Source organism: Vreelandella stevensii S18214 (genome assembly GCF_000275725.1).
GTDB classification, from domain to species: Bacteria; Pseudomonadota; Gammaproteobacteria; order Pseudomonadales; family Halomonadaceae; genus Vreelandella; species Vreelandella stevensii.
Genome location: NZ_AJTS01000040.1, coordinates 26,089 through 44,659, shown reverse-complemented (window position 1 = coordinate 44,659; position 18,571 = coordinate 26,089). Strand labels below are relative to the sequence as shown.

The following is an 18,571-nucleotide window of genomic DNA, read 5'->3' as shown; positions in this document are numbered from 1 at the left end:
AATGGGAATATAAATTCTATATGTAGACGCCATGCTGCTTTGCTAGAACGTGAAATAGCTGCTGCTTTGGTCGAACATTGAGCCGATTTTAGATGTATTTTTATTTTTAAGATATTGATTTAATTGAACATTATCGATTTGCTAAACAATTTTTTTTGAATTGAATATTCTGTGTATTGAACGACTGGAATGTATGTTCTATTCTGTTTTCAGCGTTGGTTAGCGCTGCCTCTACGTTCGTCTAACGTGTTGGGCGTCGGCTTATCCTTACTTCACAGCGATACACTCACTATCTGGAGACCACCATGGCGCAGCACAATATAAAATTAGCGCTAAATCATATGGTAAACCCCCGTTGGTCACCGCAGCAGTTAATCGAAACTGCCTCTGAAATGGGCATTGGTGCCGTAGAGTTACGTAACGATGTCGGCGAGAACAGCATCAACGATGTGGCGTCCGCACAGCGTGCCGGTGAGCGAGCAGCGGCGCTAGGGATTGAGGTGTTGAGCCTGAACGCGCTTTACCCTTTCAATAGTTGGAATGAAGAGCGCAAGGCGCAAGCAGAAACCTTAGCGCAGTGGGTGCACGCCGCAGGAGGGAAAGGGTTGGTGCTTTGCCCATTGGTGGATGCCAATACGCAATACAGCGCCAGTGAACGACGAGTGAATCTCGAACACGCCCTTACGGCCTTGGAAAGCATTTTGGGTCAGTATAACCTTCAGGGCTTTGTTGAGCCGCTGGGCTTTCCGATTTCCTCATTGCGCTATAAAGCTGAGGCCGTAGACGTGATCCGCTCGCTTGGCCTCTCCTCTCGCTTCTCGCTAGTACACGATACCTTTCATCATCAGGGGGCAGGGGAAGTGGAGTTTTTTGCCGATCAAACGGGCCTGGTCCATATTTCGGGCCTGGAAGACCGAGGCGTCACGTTTTCTGAGATGTTGGATGGGCACCGCGTTCTGGTCGGTGAGCGTGATCGGCTTGATAACCTCGGCCAGCTAAAGCAGCTACTGAGTGATGGTTACGCTGGCTATGTCTCTTTCGAGCCTTTTGCTGAGTCGGTGCACGCCGCTCAAGACCCGGTGAAATCACTACGAGACAGCATGGATTTTATCCAAAAATTCATTAACTGATTCGTGAGTGTCTACTTGCCAGCTCGTCAAACGATAAAGATGAGAGGAGAGTTCGATGAAAATCGCCCTTGACCCGCATATGCATCGGCATCTTTCTTTACCCGAAATCTGCCGCCTAACGAAAGAGCTTGGATACGACTATATCGAGCTATCGCCACGTCCCGACTTTATGGTGTGGTGGACGCGTCCTCGCGCTTATCCAGAGGCCATCAAGGCGTTTAAGAAGGCTATGAAAGAGCATGACGTTGGCCTAGCCACCATGCAGCCCATGTACCGCTGGTCCAGTCCCTACCGCGACGAGTGGGAAATGGCCATGGATAACTGGAAGCGGATTATCGAGGTAGCGGTAGAGCTGGATAACCCGCTGTTGATCTCTGAGTTTGGTCGCGGTGGCTCTGTGGAACGCTCGCAGGCAGACCGCTCGGGTCTTCATACGCCTGAAGCGTGTGAGAACGCATTTTGGCGCTCCATGGATGTATTGGTGCCCATCCTGGAGCGCGAAGGGCTAACGCTGAGTATTGAGCCACACCCCGAGGACTGGATCGAGACCATGGAGCCGGCGGTTGAGATCATCAAGACCATTAATTCTCCGGCTATCAAAAGCTCTTATATTGCCCCGCACTGTTTCTTCTATGGCAATGATTTGGAAACCACCCTGCGCTCGACTCAAGGTGAGTTGGTCCATGCCAGGGTTGCTGACACGTTCAATCATAAGGCCTCTTCCGAATTGCGCTATATCGTGAATCCCCCGGGCTCTACGGCGCGCGTTCACCAGCACCTGGATATGGGGGAGGGAGAAATTGATTGGGATGTCTTCTTTAAGACGCTGCATGACATTGGGTTCGACGGCGTGCTCTCCAGTTGCGTCTTCGGTTGGGAAGAGCGAGCGGAAGCCTCCAACCGGTTCATGCGTAGCGAGATTCAGCGTTACGTAGACAAGTACTGGAAATAAAAAGGAAAATAATCATGTCTGTAAATATCGGAATCATTGGCACCGGGATGATCGGTGAAGAGCACGCCCGTCGTATTACCCAGCAGCTGACTGGCGCCCGCATTGTCGCCGTGACGGACGTCAATCTCGAGCAGGCCAAAGCCGTGGTCGAGCGTCTGGGCGTTGATGCCAAGGTCTATGAAGACGGTCAGTCGCTGATCGTAGCTCAGGAAGTGGATGCCGTGATGGTGACCTCTTGGGGACCTACCCACGAAGAGTACGTATTAGCCGCCATCAAGGCGGGTAAGCCCGTTTTTTGTGAGAAGCCATTGGCCACCACGGCGGAAGGATGCCGCCATATCATCGATGCGGAGATGCAGGCAGGTAAACGTCTTGTTCAGGTTGGCTTCATGCGTCGGTACGACAGTGGCTATCGCCTGATGAAAGATGCTATCGATAACAATCGACTGGGCGAGCCGCTGATGGTTCACGCTGCTCACCGTAATCCGGAAGTGCCTGAGCGGTACATCACTCCGATGGCGATTCATGACACGCTGATTCATGAGCTGGATACATTCCGCTGGTTGCTGGACGACGACTATAAAAGTGCTCAGGTGGTGTTCCCACGTAAGACACGCCACGCCCATAGTCAGGTAGCCGACCCTCAGATTGTCCTGCTGGAGACGGTGAAAGGGGTGCGTATTGACGTCGAAGTTTTTGTCAACTGCAAATACGGCTATGACATCCAGTGTGATGTGGTCGGCGAAGAGGGCGTTGCCCGCTTACCCGAGCCGCAAGCCTTGCAGTTCCGTCAAGCTGGGCAGCTCTCCAATGAAATTCTCATGGATTGGAAAAAACGTTTCGGCGACGCCTTTGATGTCGAACTGCAGGCCTTCATTGATGGTGCTGCTGTTGGCGAACTGAGTGGCCCTTCTTCTTGGGATGGCTATGCAGCGGCCGTCGTGGGTGATGTCTGTGTTAAAGCCCAAGAAACCGGCGCCATCGAAGCAGTCGATATGCCCGAACGCCCTGCCTTTTACGCTTAACTACCGGCATGCGGTACCTCGGCTCCGCGTTGAATGGCGGGGCCGTTTTTTCTCTTAAGTGTGTTCGCACCCCCGCCTTTACCACCCAGTGGTAAGCGTATTGATTACGACCAAAGCATATGGAATGCTTGTTTTCATTTGTTGAATTTTTGGAATAAAAATTCTATATTGAGTTGAGTATCATCCAATAACAACGCCCACTCTTAGCCACCTGCATTCAAGTAACTCAAGTATCAGGCACTGCAGGTATGAGAACGGATAATGCGCAGGACGAGATGTCATGAACAAGACCAAGACACTGGACCTAATTTGCCTCGGTCGAGCGGCTGTTGACCTCTACGGCAACCAAGTGGGTAGCCGCTTGGAGGACATGAGCAGTTTCGCCAAATACCTGGGGGGGTCATCAGGGAATATCGCTTACGGAACGGCGCGACTAGGATTGAAATCGGCCATGTTGACGCGGGTTGGTGACGAGCACATGGGCCGCTTTGTCCGCGAGGAGTTGTCACGGGCAGGCGTCGATGTCAGCCATGTCGTCACCGATAAAGAGCGACTGACGGGCTTGGTTATTCTTGGCATCAAAGATCGTGAGACTTTTCCGCTGATTTTTTATCGCCATGAGTGCGCGGACATGGCCGTCGATAGCGGTGATTTCGATCCTGAGTTCATCGCATCCAGTAAAGCGTTGCTCATCACAGGAACGCACTTCTCCACCGAGCAAACCTACCGTACCAGCAAAACTGCGATTGAGTATGCAAAGGCTGCGGGCACCAAGGTGGTCTTGGATATTGATTATCGTCCTGTGCTGTGGGGATTGACCACCCTTGGAGATGGCGAAACCCGGTTCATTTCCGACGAGGGCGTCAGCCGTCACCTGCAAACTATCTTGCCTGATCTCGACTTGGTCGTGGGGACAGAAGAAGAGGTGCATATCGCAGGTGGAAGCACGGATACCATAACTGCGCTGAAAAAAATCCGTGAGCTGACCGACGCGACCATTGTGCTGAAACTCGGTGCCCAAGGATGCACCGTGCTAGATGGCGAGATCCCTGACACCGAGGCGGAGTTTGTTGTGCATACGGGCGTCAAGGTGGATGTACTCAACGTGTTGGGCGCAGGCGATGCATTTATCAGCGGCTTTCTGCGCGGCTGGTTGAATCAAGCGTCCCACACGCAAAGCTGTGCTTATGCCAATGCCTGTGGTGCCTTGGTCGTATCGCGCCACGGCTGCGCGCCTGCCATACCCAGCGCCGAAGAGCTGGACGACTATTTGTCGCGCGCCGAGAGCATTCCCCGTCCAGACCTCGACACACGGCTGAACTATTTACATCGCGTCACCACGCAGCGTCATCCGCAGCAGTGGGATGACTTATGCATCTTGGCTTTTGATCATCGCAAACAGCTATTTGATATGGCCCGCGAGGAAGGGGCCGACGTTGCACGAATCCCCTACCTAAAACAGCTGCTCGTCAAGGCTGCTGAGCAGGGTAGTGAGCGGCTAGGCAACAGCCAAGTAGGGGTATTGATCGATGATACTTATGGGCAGGATGCGCTTAACGATGTCACGGGACGCAATTGGTGGATTGCACGCCCGGTAGAGCTGCCAAGCTCACGCCCGATCGAGTTGGAAGGCGGACGCAGCATTGGTTCACGTTTACAGCATTGGCCGAAAGAGCACATCGTTAAATGCCTGGTGTTTTACCACCCTGAGGATCAAGTCGCGTTACGCCAAGCGCAAGAGCGGCAGGTTATAGAGCTTTATCGCGCCTGTGCGGACGCCGGTAACGAGCTGCTGCTTGAAATCATTCCCCCCCGTGATGTAGAGGCTGATGACGATATCTTCATCAATGTCATGCAGCGTTTTTACAACCTGGGCGTGCAGCCCGACTGGTGGAAGCTTCCCCCGCAAACGCCCCTCTCTTGGCAACACATCAGCGCTTTGTTGAAAGCGCGTGCGCCCCACTGTCGTGGCGTTGTCATGCTGGGCTTGGACGCCCCTTTGGAAGAGCTGAAACAAGGCTTGATGGACAGCAAAGGAGTCGACGTGTGCAAAGGCTTTGCCGTAGGTCGCTCCATTTTTGGTGAACCTAGCCGACGCTGGCTGCGTGGCGATTACGATGACGAACAGTTTGTCCAAGCGGTGTTAGATAACTACATGGCACTGGTGAATGCTTGGCAGATGCGCCAGCAAGCAGCCTAACGTATTCCTAATGATGACAAGAGTGATAGGGCTATGAATACTATTCGACTCACCATGGCGCAGGCTGTTGTACGCTACATGATGGCCCAAAAAGTAGAGGTCAATGGCGATATCAAGCCACTGTTTCCGGGCGTTTGGGCCATTTTTGGTCACGGTAACGTAGCGGGATTGGGCGAAGCGCTGTACCAAGCGCGTGAGACACTGCCCACTTACCGGGCCCACAACGAGCAAGGCATGGCGCATGCGGCCATCGCTTATGCCAAAACCCTCAATCGTCGGCAGGTCATGGCATGCACCGCCTCTGCAGGCCCTGGGGCGACGAATATGGTCACCGCTGCAGCAGTGGCCCATGTTAATCGGCTGCCCGTCCTATTTCTGCCGGGAGATACTTTCGCCACGCGCATGCCCGACCCCGTACTTCAGCAGGTGGAGAACTTCCACGATCATACGCTGACGTCCAATGATTGCTTCAAGCCGGTCAGCCGCTTCTTTGATCGTATTACGCGTCCTGAACAGTTGCTGACGTCGCTGCCTCAGGCGGTGCGGGTGCTCACGGACCCGGTCGAGTGTGGCCCGGTGACACTCGCCTTACCGCAGGATATCCAAACCTTTGCCTTTGATTATCCAGAGCACTTTTTCGACGAGAAAGTACACCGAATGCGTCGTCAATCTGCGGACCGTCGAGAGTTGGACGATGCGCTGCAACTCATTCGTCAGGCCAAAAAGCCGCTGGTCATCGCGGGTGGTGGTGCCCATTACTCAGGCGCGCTGCCGGAATTGGACACGCTGGTCTCACGTTACCAGCTCCCCGTGGGTGAAACCCAGGCGGGTAAAGGCGCCTTGCCCTGGGACCACGCCCAAAACGTGGGCAGTATCGGTGTGACCGGCGGCGCGGCAGCCAACGCGCTCGCCGCAGAAGCCGATCTCATCATTGCCGTAGGCACTCGGCTCGGCGACTTTGCCTCGGGCTCTCGAGCCATGATCAACCCCCACGCCAAACTATTGAGCATTAACGTGGCTTCATTCGACGCGGTGAAGCACAAAGGCCAGTCGCTGGTAGGTGATGCCAAGCTCACGTTATCAGCATTAGTCGATGGTTTAGACGGCTGGAAGCCTGCTGACAGCTGGGTTGAGCAAGCCGCGGAGCTACGCGCCGACTGGAATGACACGGTCAATAGAGTGACCGCTGATCGTGGCACGAAGTTACCCTGCGATGCGGAAGTCGTTGGCGCGGTTAACCGGGCAGCCGGTGAGCAGGATATCGTGGTTTGTGCTGCCGGTGGCCTGCCGGGCGAGCTGCAAAAACTCTGGCGTACCCGGTTTGATCGCGGCTATCACATGGAGTACGGCTATTCGTGCATGGGGTATGAGTTGGCCGGTGGCTTGGGCGTCAAGATGGCGAAGCCCGATTCAGACGTCTTCGTCATGGTAGGCGATGGCTCTTATCTGATGCTGAATTCGGAAATCGCGACGTCCGTGATGCTTGGTCACAAGATTATCGCAGTGGTGCTGGATAACCGTGGCTACGGCTGTATTCATCGACTGCAACAATTCTGCGGTGGACCCGGCTTCAACAACATGCTGGAAGATTGTCTTACCGTCGAGGCGGGTGCACCGAAAACCGATTTTGCTGCCCATGCAGCGGCTCTCGGGGCCCGCAGTGAGCAGGTAGAAAACATTCAAGCGCTGGAAGCCGCGTTAGAACGTGCCAAGGCCTCTGACACGAGTTATGTGATCGCCATTGATACCGATGCCTTGGCGGATACACAAGATGGAGGCTCTTGGTGGGACGTCGCGGTGCCCGAGGTGTCCGATCGCGCTGAAGTGCGCACGGCTCGAGAACGCTACGAAACCTATAAAGCGCGTCAATTCCAGAACCTGTAAACGATCCACTTTCCTCTTGATGTCATCGACATAATAACAGTACCGGAGACCGCCATGAGCGTAAGACTCGGAATTAACCCGCTCACCTGGACCAATGACGACATGCCCGCCTTGGGAGGCGATACGCCGCTGGAGACCTGTCTTTCAGAAGGTAAAAAAGCAGGCTTTTCTGGTTTTGAGCTAGGTCATAAGTTTCCCCGTGAACCGGACGTGCTGGGGCCGATTTTAGACAAACAGGGGCTTTCCCTGGTCTCTGGGTGGTACAGCAGTGAGCTGCTTACCCGCAGTGCCGAGGAGGAAATTGAAGCGCTCAAACCTCACCTGCATTTGCTCAAGTCCCTGGGTGCGACTGTGATGGTGTTTTGTGAGGTGACCCACTGTGTTCACGGCCAGCGTGAGACACCTCTTTCGCATTCGCCTCGTATGAGTGAGGAGGGCTGGAAAACCTTCATTCCCCGGCTTAATCAAGTGGCTGATTACTGCCTAGAGCAGGGCGTGCAGATGGCTTATCACTACCATCTGGGCACCGTGGTGGAAACACCCAGCGAGATCGACCGGCTGATGTCCGAGGCCGCACCGTCGGTGGGGCTACTTCTCGATACCGGTCACTTGGTGGCCGCAGGCGGCGATCCGGTGGCCTTACAGAGGCAATATGCAGACCGAATCGTCCATGTGCATTGCAAGGATATTCGCAAGGAAGTGCTGGCTGATGTTCGGAACCGGGATCTTAGTTTCCTCGACGGTGTATTGAATGGCATGTTCACCGTGCCGGGAGATGGCTATATCGATTACACCACCCTATTTGAAGGGCTTCGCGAAAGCGGTTACTCCGGGTGGATGGTGGTGGAAGCAGAGCAAGATCCTTCCGTAGCCCATCCGCTTACTTACGCCTGTTTAGGCCATGACAATTTGCGTCGTTTTTGTGCCGACGCTCGTTTGACCGTAGACGCGTAACCCGACCACCAAGAGGACTGCATCATGAGTACGCTAGGTAACTTCATTAACGGCCACATCGTGACCAGCCAGAGCGGTCGTACAGCCCCCGTTTATAACCCCGCCACAGGGGAGAAGGCGCTGGACGTGTCCCTCTCGACCGCTGCAGAAACCGCCGAAGCGGTGCGTGTTGCCCATGAGGCGTTTGCCGCTTGGGCCAAAGTGTCGCCCCTCAAGCGCTCACGTATTTTGTTTAAGTTCAAATCGCTGGTAGAAGAGCATACCGACGAGCTAGCGCGCCTGATCTCGAGCGAACACGGCAAGGTGTTCTCGGACGCCAAAGGAGAGGTCACGCGTGGACTCGAGGTCGTCGAGTTCGCCTGTGGCATTCCGCATCTGCAAAAGGGCGAGCACTCCATGAACGTGGGTACTGGAGTGGACAGCTACTCGATGATGCAGCCGCTCGGCGTGTGCGCGGGTATCTCACCCTTCAACTTCCCGGCGATGGTGCCGATGTGGATGTTCCCGATTGCACTGGCCTGTGGCAACACCTTCGTCATGAAGCCCTCGGAGAAAGACCCTTCCACGCCGATGCGTCTGGCGGAGCTTCTCAAGCAAGCCGGTCTGCCGGACGGCGTATTCAACGTAGTGAACGGCGATAAAGAGTCGGTCGACGTTCTGCTCACTGATGAGCGGGTGCAGGCGGTGAGCTTCGTTGGCTCGACGCCGATTGCTGAGTACATCTACGCCACGGCATCTGCCCACGGCAAGCGAGTGCAAGCCCTAGGGGGCGCCAAGAACCACATGGTGATTATGCCCGATGCCGATCTCGACCAGGCGGTGGGCGCGCTGATGGGGGCGGCCTACGGATCGGCGGGTGAGCGGTGCATGGCAATCTCCGTCGCCGTCCCGGTCGGTGAAGAGACCGCCAATCGCTTGCGTGAGAAACTCGAGGCAGAGCTTGCCAACCTGCGCGTCGGGCCTGGCCTGGTCGACGGCCCGGACAACGATATGGGGCCATTGATTACGCGGGAGCACCTGGAGAAAGTCAAAGGGTACATTCAAACCGGTGTAGATGAGGGTGCCGAGCTGGTGGTCGATGGTCGTGAGACACGTATCGACGGCGCGGGAGACGGTTACTTCGTTGGCGGCACGCTGTTTGATCATGTGACGCCCGGCATGCGCATCCACTCTGAAGAGATTTTTGGTCCAGTGCTGGCCATTAGTCGCGTCGCAAGTTTCGACGAGGCGGTCGCGATGATCAACGCCCACGAGTACGGCAACGGTACGGCGATCTTCACCCGGGACGGCGACGCGGCGCGCCAGTACTGCGAGCAAATCCAGGTCGGCATGGTTGGCGTCAACGTACCGATCCCGGTGCCGATGGCGTTCCACAGCTTTGGCGGCTGGAAGCGTTCGCTGTTCGGTCCCTTGCATATGCATGGCCCGGATGGAGTGCGTTTCAATACGCGCATGAAGACCATTACTCAGCGCTGGCCGAGCGGCATCCGTGAAGAGACTAATCACTTTACCATGCCGACTCTCTAAACCCTGCACATGGCCCCAACGTGTAAAACGCTGGGGCCATCACAAGGGAGCTAAGGCATACTGACATGTCGAGGTGCCACTAAGGGCGCCTATAGGCTTTCCGGTGTGTAAATATCGATCGGCAAGATGAATTGCCGCGTCCCTTCCAGTCTATTCTTCGATGTAAACCAGTCCATCATGGCGTCCACGGTGCGCTCTGCCAGCTCCCGACGGGGCAGAGAGAGCAGCATATTTAGGGTGCCGTCTATCAGCGCTCCACGTGTCGTCGCGGTCAAATCATGCCCTAAGACGAAGAGGTCGCTTCGTCCGCTGGCACGCAGTGTTGCCACCACGCCCTCAATGCCACCTCCCGCGACATAAAGCCCTGTTAGATGTGGTTCGGCTTCTAGCAGCGCCTGAGTCGCTTGGGCAGCCAGCGTGGCTTCCTCTTGGCTAAATATCGGCTCGATGACGCTAAACTGCGGTGCCTTCTCGCGAAAATAGCCGCGAAACCCTATCTCGTAGAGTTCCTGGCAAACGTAGCGATGACTGCCGGTGATAATGCCCACCGGGCCCGGTTGGGTCATCTGGCTCATGGCCCATCCGGCAGTGCGCCCCATTTTTCGAGCATCCTGACCAATAAACCCGGCACTGTGCCCGCCTGCCGGTAGTTCCGACAAGAGTGCAAAGACGGGAATGTCGCGCTGGCGAAGCCGCGCAATGGCTTGCGATACCTCGGGATGATCGGTCGCCACCACGCCAATCGCATCCACTTGTTCGCCAAGACGTGACAGCGCCTCAGAGACCTGTAGCGGGTCCAGCGTGTCGCAATACTCGATTACCGGTGTGATGATGCATTCTTGATAGTTTTTTGATGCTTCGATCAAAGAGTCTGCAATCAGGCGATACACCGGGGAACGACGCTTCTGAAGGAGAAAGCCAAGTCGTCTCGCTGGGCGATTCATTGACTGAAATAATGCGTGTTCCTCTGTTTTCTTTGATTCGTAACCTAATGATTTAGCTGCTTTTACAACCCTTTCGTAAGTGTCCTTTCGCACCTTTGCGCGGCCGCTGAAAACGCGATCAACGGTTGCAACACCGACGCCTGCTGTTTTAGCAATATCGACCATAGTAGGGGTCGACGAGGGCTTCCTGGTCATGGATTATCGCCTTCAATGATGTTTTTATCAATAATCTATCATTATCTATCAAAAATCAACGGTCAGAGGTCGATATGCAGCCCACACTCGCCGATCTACTAACGCCCCACCAGTTAATGCTGGGTATTAATCCGCTGAGCTGGACCAACGACGTCATTACCGAGTTTGGTGACCACACCCCCGTGGAAACCTTCTTGAGGGAAGCGGCAGAGTGCGGTTATCAGGGCGTAGAAATGGGACGACACTTTCCTCGCAATGCGGCTGTGCTCAAGCCATTACTCGCCGATTTTAACCTATTGTTGGCCAGCGGCTGGTACTCCGGGTTTTTGGCAGAGAGAGATGTGGACACCGAACTTGAGGAGGTGGCACCGCATGCCGACCTTCTGGCGGCATGCGGTGCCAGCGTCATGGTGTACGGCGAGTGCGGCCTGATGCCTGGGAGCGCGCCGCTGGATGCCTCGTTGTCACAATCACCCGCGATAGCGCAAGCCGACTGGCAGCGCTATGGCGAACGCATGACGCGCTTTGCCGAAACGCTCAAGGCTCGTCACGGGATCGCGCTGGCCTATCATGCCCATCTTATGATGGTGGTTGAAACCGAAGCCGAAATAGACGCCCTGATGGCTCACACGGGGGAATCCGTCGGCCTTTTATTCGATGCCGGTCACGTCGTTGCCGGTGGCGGAGACTTGAGAGGCCTTCTTTCGCGGCATGGCAAGCGTATCAATCATCTGCACTTTAAAGATATTCGTCGCGACGTCATGGCAAATGTTCGTCAGAACGATCTCAGCTTCAATCAAGGCGTGCGCAACGGCATGTTCACCGTGCCTGGCGATGGCTACCTGGACTTTTCACCGTTGATCGATTTTGCCATGAGCGCAGATTACCAGGGCTGGATGATCGTCGAAGCGGAGCAGGACCCAAGCAAAGCGCCGCCTAAGCAGATGGCCCAGATCGCCTACCGTCACATGACGAATCTACTCGCGCATCGTTAAGTACTTGACGTGCAAAGAACGCTAACAGCGCCGTCTGGCGTTTCGTAATGGACAGGAGATACCCACATGACAAAAACACTCAATATTGGGTTGATTGGTAGCGGTTTTATGGGGCAAGCACATGCGGATGCCTATCACCGGGCGCGGATGTTGTATCGGGATTTGCCGCTCTCGCCACACCTCTATGCTATCGCTGATCAGGGGGCCGAGGCAGCCGAGATGGCGCGCAGCCGTTTAGGGTTTGAGAAGGCCTACGGGGACTGGCGCCAGCTAGTGGACGACCCCTGCGTCGATGTGATCGATATCACATCGCCCAACTCACTGCATCATGAGATGGCAATGGCCGCGATTGCCGCAGGTAAGCACGTGTATTGCGAGAAGCCGTTGGCGATGAACGACGAACAGGCCCGTGAGATGCATGAGGCTGCCGAGCGCGCTGGTGTGAAAACCATGGTGGCCTTCAACAATATCAAAACCCCTGCCGCACTGCTGGCCAAGCAGCTGATCGATGCAGGTGATATCGGGCGCCCGATTCGTTTCCGCGGGACCTTTGATCAGGGCTTTTTCAACGATCCCGCGCTGCCTTGGTCGTGGCGTTGCTCTCGAGAGGGGGCCGGTACGGGGGCCTTGGGCGATCTGGGCGCGCACATCATCAGCGTAGCCCAATTTCTGATGGGCGATGTTGATCAGGTCAACTGCCAGACGCAAACACAGATTACCGAACGCCCCGTGCCCACCAATGATGCCGGGTACGCCAGCAAGGTAGACAAGGATGCGCAGATGCGTCGGGTGGATAACGACGACCAGACGCAGGCGCTAGTGAAGTTCACCTCTGGCGCCGCAGGCGTCATTGAAAGCTCCCGCGTCGCGGCAGGACGTGTGTTCGGCGTGTACTGGGAAGTGTCAGGTACCGAGGGCACGCTCTACATGGACGGTGAGCGTTTCAACGAACTTCAGGTGTATCGCTTTAATGACGATAAACGCGATCGTGGTTTTAAAACCCTGTTGGCTGGTTCTCAGGTGCCTCAATACAGCGCTTTCTTCGGCTTTGACTTTGCTGGCGGTGGCCTTGGTTTCTTCGATATCAAAGTCATCGAAATTTACGACCTTATACAAGGCATTGCTCACCTGAACGACTGTTATCCGAATTTTGCCTTTGGGCGCGATAACCAGCGCATCATTACGGCAATGGACGATTCCTCACAAAGCGGCCAGTGGGTTTGTATTTAAGAGACTTAATAGAAGGAGCACGACATGGTGGCGCAAAAAATTCGTGTCGGCATGGTGGGCGGTGGTCCTGGCGCTGGCATCGCGAAGGCACACCGGATGGGCATGCGGCTGGATAATCGCTATGAACTGGTGGCAGGGGCTTTCTCCCGATCAAGGGAGAAGTCACAGCAAGCGGCAGACGAGCTGGGGGTGGATGCCTCGCGGGTCTACGAAAACTACGCACAAATGGCCCAGGAAGAGGGGCGTCGAGAGGACGGTATCGAGGCCGTTGTCATCGTCACGCCCAATGATAGTCACTATCCGGTATCTCTCGCTTTTCTGGACGCTGGCATTCATGTGATCTGTGACAAGCCCATGACGGGAGATCTGCAGGAGGCAGAGCAATTGCATGCGTTGGCCGAGTCGCGGGGGCTGGTGTTCGCTTTGACACATAACTACAGCGCCTATGCCATGGTTCGTGAAGCTGCTCATCTGGTGCGAACGGGGGGGATCGGGGCCCTGCGAATTGCCATGGTGGAGCATGCTTCTGGCTGGGCCGCCGCCAAAGAGGAGGATGATCCCAATAACAAGCAGGCAGCTTGGCGGCTCGACCCGTCGCAATCCGGCACCACCAGTCTCATCTCTGATTTGGGGACTCATGCGCACCAACTCTTGCGCTTCGTCAGTGGTCAGGAAATAACCGCTGTTTCCGCAGAACTGAGTACGTGTGTCCCTGGCAGGCGTGTGTTTGACGATGCCCAGCTGCAGGTACGTTTAGCCAATGGTGCTCGCGGCTCGGTATGGGTCAGCATGGCGGCAACTGGCCATGAGCATGGCTTGCGCATCCGCTTGTTTGGCGATAAGGCCTCGCTGGAGTGGTGCCAGATGGATCCACACTATCTGGTCATGAAATATCCTGACGGGCGACGAGAAACCCTTGTGCAGGGGCACGCGAGTCAGAGCCATGCCCAGGCGCGGCTGACGCGCGTAGGACTGGGCCACCCTGAGGGATTTATCGAATCGTTCGCCAATCTGTATAGCGATATCGCCGATGTCATTACGCGTTATCGTCACACGGGACAGGCGGAGCACCCGGAAGTGCCGCTTCCAAACAGTCGCGATGGGCTGCTTGGTGTGCGCTTTGTCAGCGCTGTCGAGACGTCCTATCAGCGAGAGGGTCGCTGGGTCGATATCCCTTTGTCCACACCCCTTTAAAGGAGGGAGTTACATGCAACGTTTTGCCTTAATAGGAGCTGGTTTCATTGGCTCCCTCCACGCCCGGAACTTGTTTCGTCACCCTGGCGTTTCATTAGAGGTCATTGCTGACATTGATGCCGACAAAGCGGTATCACTGGCCAAGCAGTATCAGACGAGGCCGGCATCCATCGATGAGGTATTTGCAAGTGATGTCGATGCCGTGCTGATCGCTTCCTCAACCGCTACACATGCCGAGTATGTTGAGCGTGCTGCCAATGCGGGTAAGGCGATTTACTGTGAAAAGCCGATTGACTTGAGTACCCAGAGAGCCGAGCAAGCGGTAGCGGCCGTCCGTGAGGCGAAAGTCCCCTTTATGATCGGTTTCAACCGCCGCTTTGATGAAAGCCATGCTGCTCTAAAAGAGGCCATGATGGCGGGAGAGATCGGTCGCGTTGAGCTGGTTCAGATGACCTGTCGATCACAGGCCACCCCACCGATGGAGTACATAAAAACGTCGGGAGGACAAATGCACGACCAAGCCATCCACTTTTTTGATCTGCTTTGCTGGCTCACCAATGATGAGCCGGTGGAAATCCATGTCTTTGGTGGCGCGTTGTCGGATCCAAAGATCGGCCAGCTTGGTGATGTGGACACGTCGATCATCACGTTACGTATGGCCTCTGGTGCGCTGGCGCAAATCGATTGTACTCGGCGTACTGGTTACGGTTACGACGAGCGAATAGAGCTTTTTGGTTCAGAAGGCATGGCTGAGTCGCGTCGCCAGCCTTCTCGACACTTATCGGTATATCGTGGGAAACACGAAAGACGTGATGGGCTGGATGATGACTGGCTCGCACGCATCGAGACATCGTTCTCTATTGGGTTAAATGCCTTTGTGCGTGGTTTGGAAGGTGAGGACGTCAGCTACCCCAACGTGACGTCAGCGCTTCGAGCACAAGCTATCGCAGATGCTGCTGTACGCTCTTTACAAATAGGGGAGCGAGTAGCAATCGCAGGACTGATAACGTGAGAGGTCGACCAAAGTATTGAACGTTAAGTTTGAAAATGGGAATAATAGAATATAAATTCCAATCATGATCTGATTGTTGATTATATTCAAACTCTCAGTGCTTATAGCCCCAACAACAATAGGAGATGCGCATGAGCACCCACTCTCCAGCGCTGGCGTCCCATACTCGAATGGGCGCCCAATCCGCTGCCTCAACGCCGTCAGGTGAATTCGAACGCCAGCGTATCCCGACTAGCCACCAATTGAGCGGTAAATACTTTCTGGGCTCTTATGCCGGTGAGCATGTAGCAGGCACCGAGTTTGTGATCGGCGCTTCACTCGTTGCGCTCGGTGTCAGCACCAGCGACCTGCTGTGGGGGTTGCTGATTGGTAACCTGCTGGCAGTCCTGTCCTGGGCATGGGTTTGTAGCCCGGTGGCCGTTCGCTCAAGAATGACGATCTACTGGTATCTGGAACGGCTGGCCGGTAAGCGGTTCTCGACGATTTATAATTTGCTTAACGGCTTAATCTTTGCGGTGGTCTCGGGGGCGATGATTACGGTCTCGGCCTCTGCCTTTCGAGTAGTGACCTCTATCCCACCCCAAACCGCTTGGTATCCGCAGAGCCTGAGCTTCGTCGCGCTAGTGCTGTTCGTAGGTGCGATCACCGTGTGGATGACCCTGAAAGGGTTCAAGTTGATTGCGAACTTCTCCACCGTCTGCTCACCCTGGATGGCGACGATGTTCTTGGCCAGCGGCGTGGTAGCGATACCGGTGCTAATGCACATGGGCGAGCTGGATGGCTTAACCACGCTGTCCGGCGTGGTAGACACGTTTGTATGGACAGGTGCGACGCCTGATGGAGCACCGGGCATTTCGGTTTGGGTCATTGCGGCCTGGGCCTGGGGGGCGAATCTACCCATGCATCTTGGTATGAGTGACATGTCGATTCTGCGCTTTGCGCGTAAGTCCTCCTACGGCTACTTTTCTGCAGCAGGCATGTACATTGGTCACTACATGGCGTGGGTGTGCGCGGGCTTGATGGGCGCCACTGCCGCACTGCTGGCAGGCGATCAGTTGACCCAAATGGACCCCGGTGGCGTTGCCTTCCGTATTCTTGGCGCAATGGGGCTCATTGCGGTGGTGATCGCGGGGTGGACGACATCAATTCCAAGCCTTTACCGTGCAGGCCTTGCTTTTCAGGCGGTTTTTCCCCAGCACTCCCGCGTTCGAGTGACGGCGATTACTGGCGTTGCCACCACGCTAATTGCGTGTTTCCCGTTTGTGTTTACTCAATGGCTGAACGTGCTGTCCTACTTCATTATGCTCATTGCCCCGGTGGGTGCCATCATTGCTGCTGAGCACTTTTTGCTGCCGCGTATGAACATTCGTCCCTTCTGGCGTGAACACCAAGGCCTAGCCAACAACCGTCCCGCCTTCATGGCCTGGGGCATCGGGGTATTGGCGGGTGTGATGCTGCTCGTCGAGGGGTCGCTGCATCTGTTTACGCTGTTTATTCCCGTGTGGATTACGAGCTTCATCGCGTATCCGCTGCTTTGTCGACTCCAAACCGGCATGGTCGAGGACAGCATTGACTTCTATCATGAGGCCTACGGACCGACGAATCCGAGCGCGCCAGGAAGCGATAAAGCGGCTTCCCACCTGGCGGTACGTCGGCGCGACCCCTGGTACTTTATCTCTGTTGCTTGCTTGGTCGTCATTTTGGGCATGGCGGGTTGGTCTTGGTGGCAAGGCGTTGATGCCACGTCTCATTTAGACAGTTTCCAAGTGCTGATCGTAGTGCCCACTTTGGTTTACTTCGTGGCAGCCACGGTATGGATGAAGCGCCGCCGTTTACCGCGTAGCCAGTAAACAACCTCGTTGATCTAGACACGCAGTCGCCACCCCTAGTGGGTGGCGATTGTCTGAAAGGGAAACTGCTTCCTTCTCAATCCTTATAAGATAATCATCGTCGCCAGCCCCAAGAATGATAGAAAGCCCACCACATCCGTGACCGTCGTCAGAATGACCGCGCCAGACAGCGCCGGGTCGATCTGCAGGCGCTTCAGCACCAGCGGGATCAGTACGCCCGAGAGGTTGGCGAGGCTCATGTTGATGAAGATGGCGAGGGTAATGACCAGCGTGATCAGGGTCTGGCCAAACCACAGGTAGGAAATACCGCCCACCACCAGGGCCCATACCAGGCCGTTGCTCATGCCGACCCAAAGCTCCTTGTTATAGAGCCAGCGTTTGTTGTTACCGGCAATTTGCCCCAAGGCCAAACCGCGTATGACCACGGTCAGGGTCTGGCTTCCGGCAATCCCACCCATGCTGGCCACGACCGGCATGAGAATGGCGAGCGCCACGATCTGGTCCAGCACCGCCTCGAACTGGCCAATGACGAAGGCCGCCAGAAACGCCGTCAGCAAATTGATGCCCAGCCAGATACCCCGGCTTTTCGCGCTGCGTACGATGGGGGTGAACACTTCTTCTTCATCGCTGACGCCGGACATGTGTTTCAGCGTCAGGTCTGCGTCATCCTGGGTGATTTCGAGTATGTCGGCGGCATTCAATTGGCCCACCAACTGCCCTTCGCTGTTGCACACGGGCACGAAGTGAAGCTCTTTCGAGCGCAGCAGGCTGGCAGCGTCGCTGACCTTCATCTGGTCATGCAAGGTATAAGGCGCGCTATCCATGAATTCGTCGACGGAGCGCTCCTGCTACTGCTTGACCAGGTCGATCAGCGTCAGCGTACCGAGCAGGCGTTTATCCTTGTCGGTCACCATGACCTGCTGAGAGTCGACATCCAGCAGCCGGTGTATACGAATGTAGCGCTGAACGGCCTCCAGGGAGACGCCTTGTTTTACATTGACCGTTTCCGGGTCCATGTAACGGCCCACCATGTCCTCTTCATAGGTGTAGAGGTTTTCGACCTGGGCGCGAATCTCCTGGTCCAGGCTGGCATAAACGGACGTTTTGATCTCTTCGTCCGCAACATCGAGAACCTCGGCGACTTCCTGAGCGTCCAGGCCTTTGACGATCTGCTCGACATCGCTGGCGGTCAGGTCTTCGATGTAGTCGGCGCGGATGTCTTCGTCGACTTCCGCCAGCACCTCACCAATGATGGTTTCGGGAATGTAGTCCCATAGCTGGTCTCGGGTTTTGGCAGGGAACGACTCGAGGGTGCGCGCGATGGCCAGAAAGTCGAGCTCATTGAACAGTTCGTGCAGGGCTAGGGTGTCTTCGTCATCCAACAACTTTTGCAGGTACAGCAGTTGTTCTTCGGTATTGGTGTACTTCTCTTCGTCACGCATAGAGCCCATCCTCTGGGAAAACTTTTTGAAACAACTG

The 18,571-nt window shown here is 55.5% G+C and carries 15 protein-coding genes; 12 read left to right on the top strand and 3 right to left on the bottom strand.

The window, feature by feature from the left end:
* Nucleotides 1-305: 305 nt before the first annotated feature.
* The 7 genes from HSS18214_RS0110545 to HSS18214_RS0110515 all read left to right on the top strand — a co-directional run bounded on the left by HSS18214_RS0110545 (nucleotide 306) and on the right by HSS18214_RS0110515 (nucleotide 9,672).
* A complete protein-coding gene (locus HSS18214_RS0110545) occupies nucleotides 306-1,130 on the top strand; it encodes a TIM barrel protein (protein ID WP_016915270.1) in 825 nt (274 codons plus the stop codon).
* Nucleotides 1,131-1,185: 55 nt separating this feature from the next.
* Nucleotides 1,186-2,082, top strand: coding sequence for a sugar phosphate isomerase/epimerase family protein (locus HSS18214_RS0110540; protein ID WP_016915269.1), 897 nt, complete (start codon nucleotides 1,186-1,188; stop codon nucleotides 2,080-2,082).
* 14 nt (nucleotides 2,083-2,096) lie between these two features.
* Nucleotides 2,097-3,107 carry a bifunctional inositol 2-dehydrogenase/D-chiro-inositol 1-dehydrogenase gene (iolG, locus tag HSS18214_RS0110535; RefSeq protein WP_016915268.1) on the top strand — a complete coding sequence of 337 codons (1,011 nt, stop codon included), beginning with the start codon at nucleotides 2,097-2,099 and terminating at the stop codon, nucleotides 3,105-3,107.
* Between the two features lie 280 nt (nucleotides 3,108-3,387).
* Complete coding sequence (locus HSS18214_RS0110530; RefSeq protein ID WP_026001874.1) at nucleotides 3,388-5,307, top strand: bifunctional 5-dehydro-2-deoxygluconokinase/5-dehydro-2-deoxyphosphogluconate aldolase; 1,920 nt, start codon at nucleotides 3,388-3,390, stop codon at nucleotides 5,305-5,307.
* A 33-nt stretch (nucleotides 5,308-5,340) separates the two neighbouring features.
* The gene (gene iolD / locus HSS18214_RS0110525; RefSeq protein WP_016915266.1) at nucleotides 5,341-7,191 is read left to right on the top strand and encodes a 3D-(3,5/4)-trihydroxycyclohexane-1,2-dione acylhydrolase (decyclizing); all 1,851 of its coding nucleotides are present in this window, start codon (nucleotides 5,341-5,343) and stop codon (nucleotides 7,189-7,191) included.
* A 54-nt stretch (nucleotides 7,192-7,245) separates the two neighbouring features.
* Entirely contained in the window at nucleotides 7,246-8,145 is a 900-nt protein-coding gene (gene iolE, locus HSS18214_RS0110520; RefSeq protein WP_016915265.1) for a myo-inosose-2 dehydratase, read from the top strand.
* A gap of 24 nt (nucleotides 8,146-8,169) precedes the next feature.
* Nucleotides 8,170-9,672, top strand: coding sequence for a CoA-acylating methylmalonate-semialdehyde dehydrogenase (locus HSS18214_RS0110515; protein WP_016915264.1), 1,503 nt, complete (start codon nucleotides 8,170-8,172; stop codon nucleotides 9,670-9,672).
* 89 nt (nucleotides 9,673-9,761) lie between these two features.
* On the opposite strand, the gene HSS18214_RS0110510 is transcribed toward HSS18214_RS0110515, so the two are convergent.
* On the bottom strand, nucleotides 9,762-10,811 hold the full coding sequence (locus tag HSS18214_RS0110510) for a LacI family DNA-binding transcriptional regulator (protein WP_016915263.1): 1,050 nt from the start codon (nucleotides 10,809-10,811) through the stop codon (nucleotides 9,762-9,764).
* Between the two features lie 74 nt (nucleotides 10,812-10,885).
* Here HSS18214_RS0110510 and iolE (HSS18214_RS0110505) point away from each other — a divergent pair, with 74 nt between their 5' ends.
* The 5 genes from iolE (HSS18214_RS0110505) to HSS18214_RS0110485 all read left to right on the top strand — a co-directional run bounded on the left by iolE (HSS18214_RS0110505) (nucleotide 10,886) and on the right by HSS18214_RS0110485 (nucleotide 17,092).
* A complete protein-coding gene (iolE, locus tag HSS18214_RS0110505; protein ID WP_050980305.1) occupies nucleotides 10,886-11,806 on the top strand; it encodes a myo-inosose-2 dehydratase in 921 nt (306 codons plus the stop codon).
* 66 nt (nucleotides 11,807-11,872) lie between these two features.
* Entirely contained in the window at nucleotides 11,873-13,036 is a 1,164-nt protein-coding gene (locus tag HSS18214_RS0110500; protein ID WP_016915261.1) for a Gfo/Idh/MocA family protein, read from the top strand.
* Between the two features lie 24 nt (nucleotides 13,037-13,060).
* Nucleotides 13,061-14,230: a Gfo/Idh/MocA family protein gene (locus HSS18214_RS0110495; RefSeq protein WP_016915260.1), complete on the top strand. Its 1,170-nt coding sequence runs from the start codon at nucleotides 13,061-13,063 to the stop codon at nucleotides 14,228-14,230.
* Between the two features lie 13 nt (nucleotides 14,231-14,243).
* A complete protein-coding gene (locus HSS18214_RS0110490) occupies nucleotides 14,244-15,242 on the top strand; it encodes a Gfo/Idh/MocA family protein (protein WP_016915259.1) in 999 nt (332 codons plus the stop codon).
* Nucleotides 15,243-15,412: 170 nt separating this feature from the next.
* Complete coding sequence (locus tag HSS18214_RS0110485) at nucleotides 15,413-17,092, top strand: purine-cytosine permease family protein (RefSeq protein ID WP_040461023.1); 1,680 nt, start codon at nucleotides 15,413-15,415, stop codon at nucleotides 17,090-17,092.
* A gap of 83 nt (nucleotides 17,093-17,175) precedes the next feature.
* Here HSS18214_RS0110485 and HSS18214_RS19540 read toward each other — a convergent pair whose 3' ends face one another.
* Both HSS18214_RS19540 and HSS18214_RS19535 read right to left on the bottom strand, forming a co-directional pair.
* Nucleotides 17,176-17,916 (bottom strand): magnesium transporter, encoded by a 741-nt coding sequence (locus HSS18214_RS19540; RefSeq protein WP_016915257.1) that lies wholly within the window; start codon nucleotides 17,914-17,916, stop codon nucleotides 17,176-17,178.
* A 24-nt stretch (nucleotides 17,917-17,940) separates the two neighbouring features.
* On the bottom strand, nucleotides 17,941-18,534 hold the full coding sequence (locus tag HSS18214_RS19535; RefSeq protein ID WP_016915256.1) for a magnesium transporter MgtE N-terminal domain-containing protein: 594 nt from the start codon (nucleotides 18,532-18,534) through the stop codon (nucleotides 17,941-17,943).
* Nucleotides 18,535-18,571 lie beyond the last annotated feature (37 nt).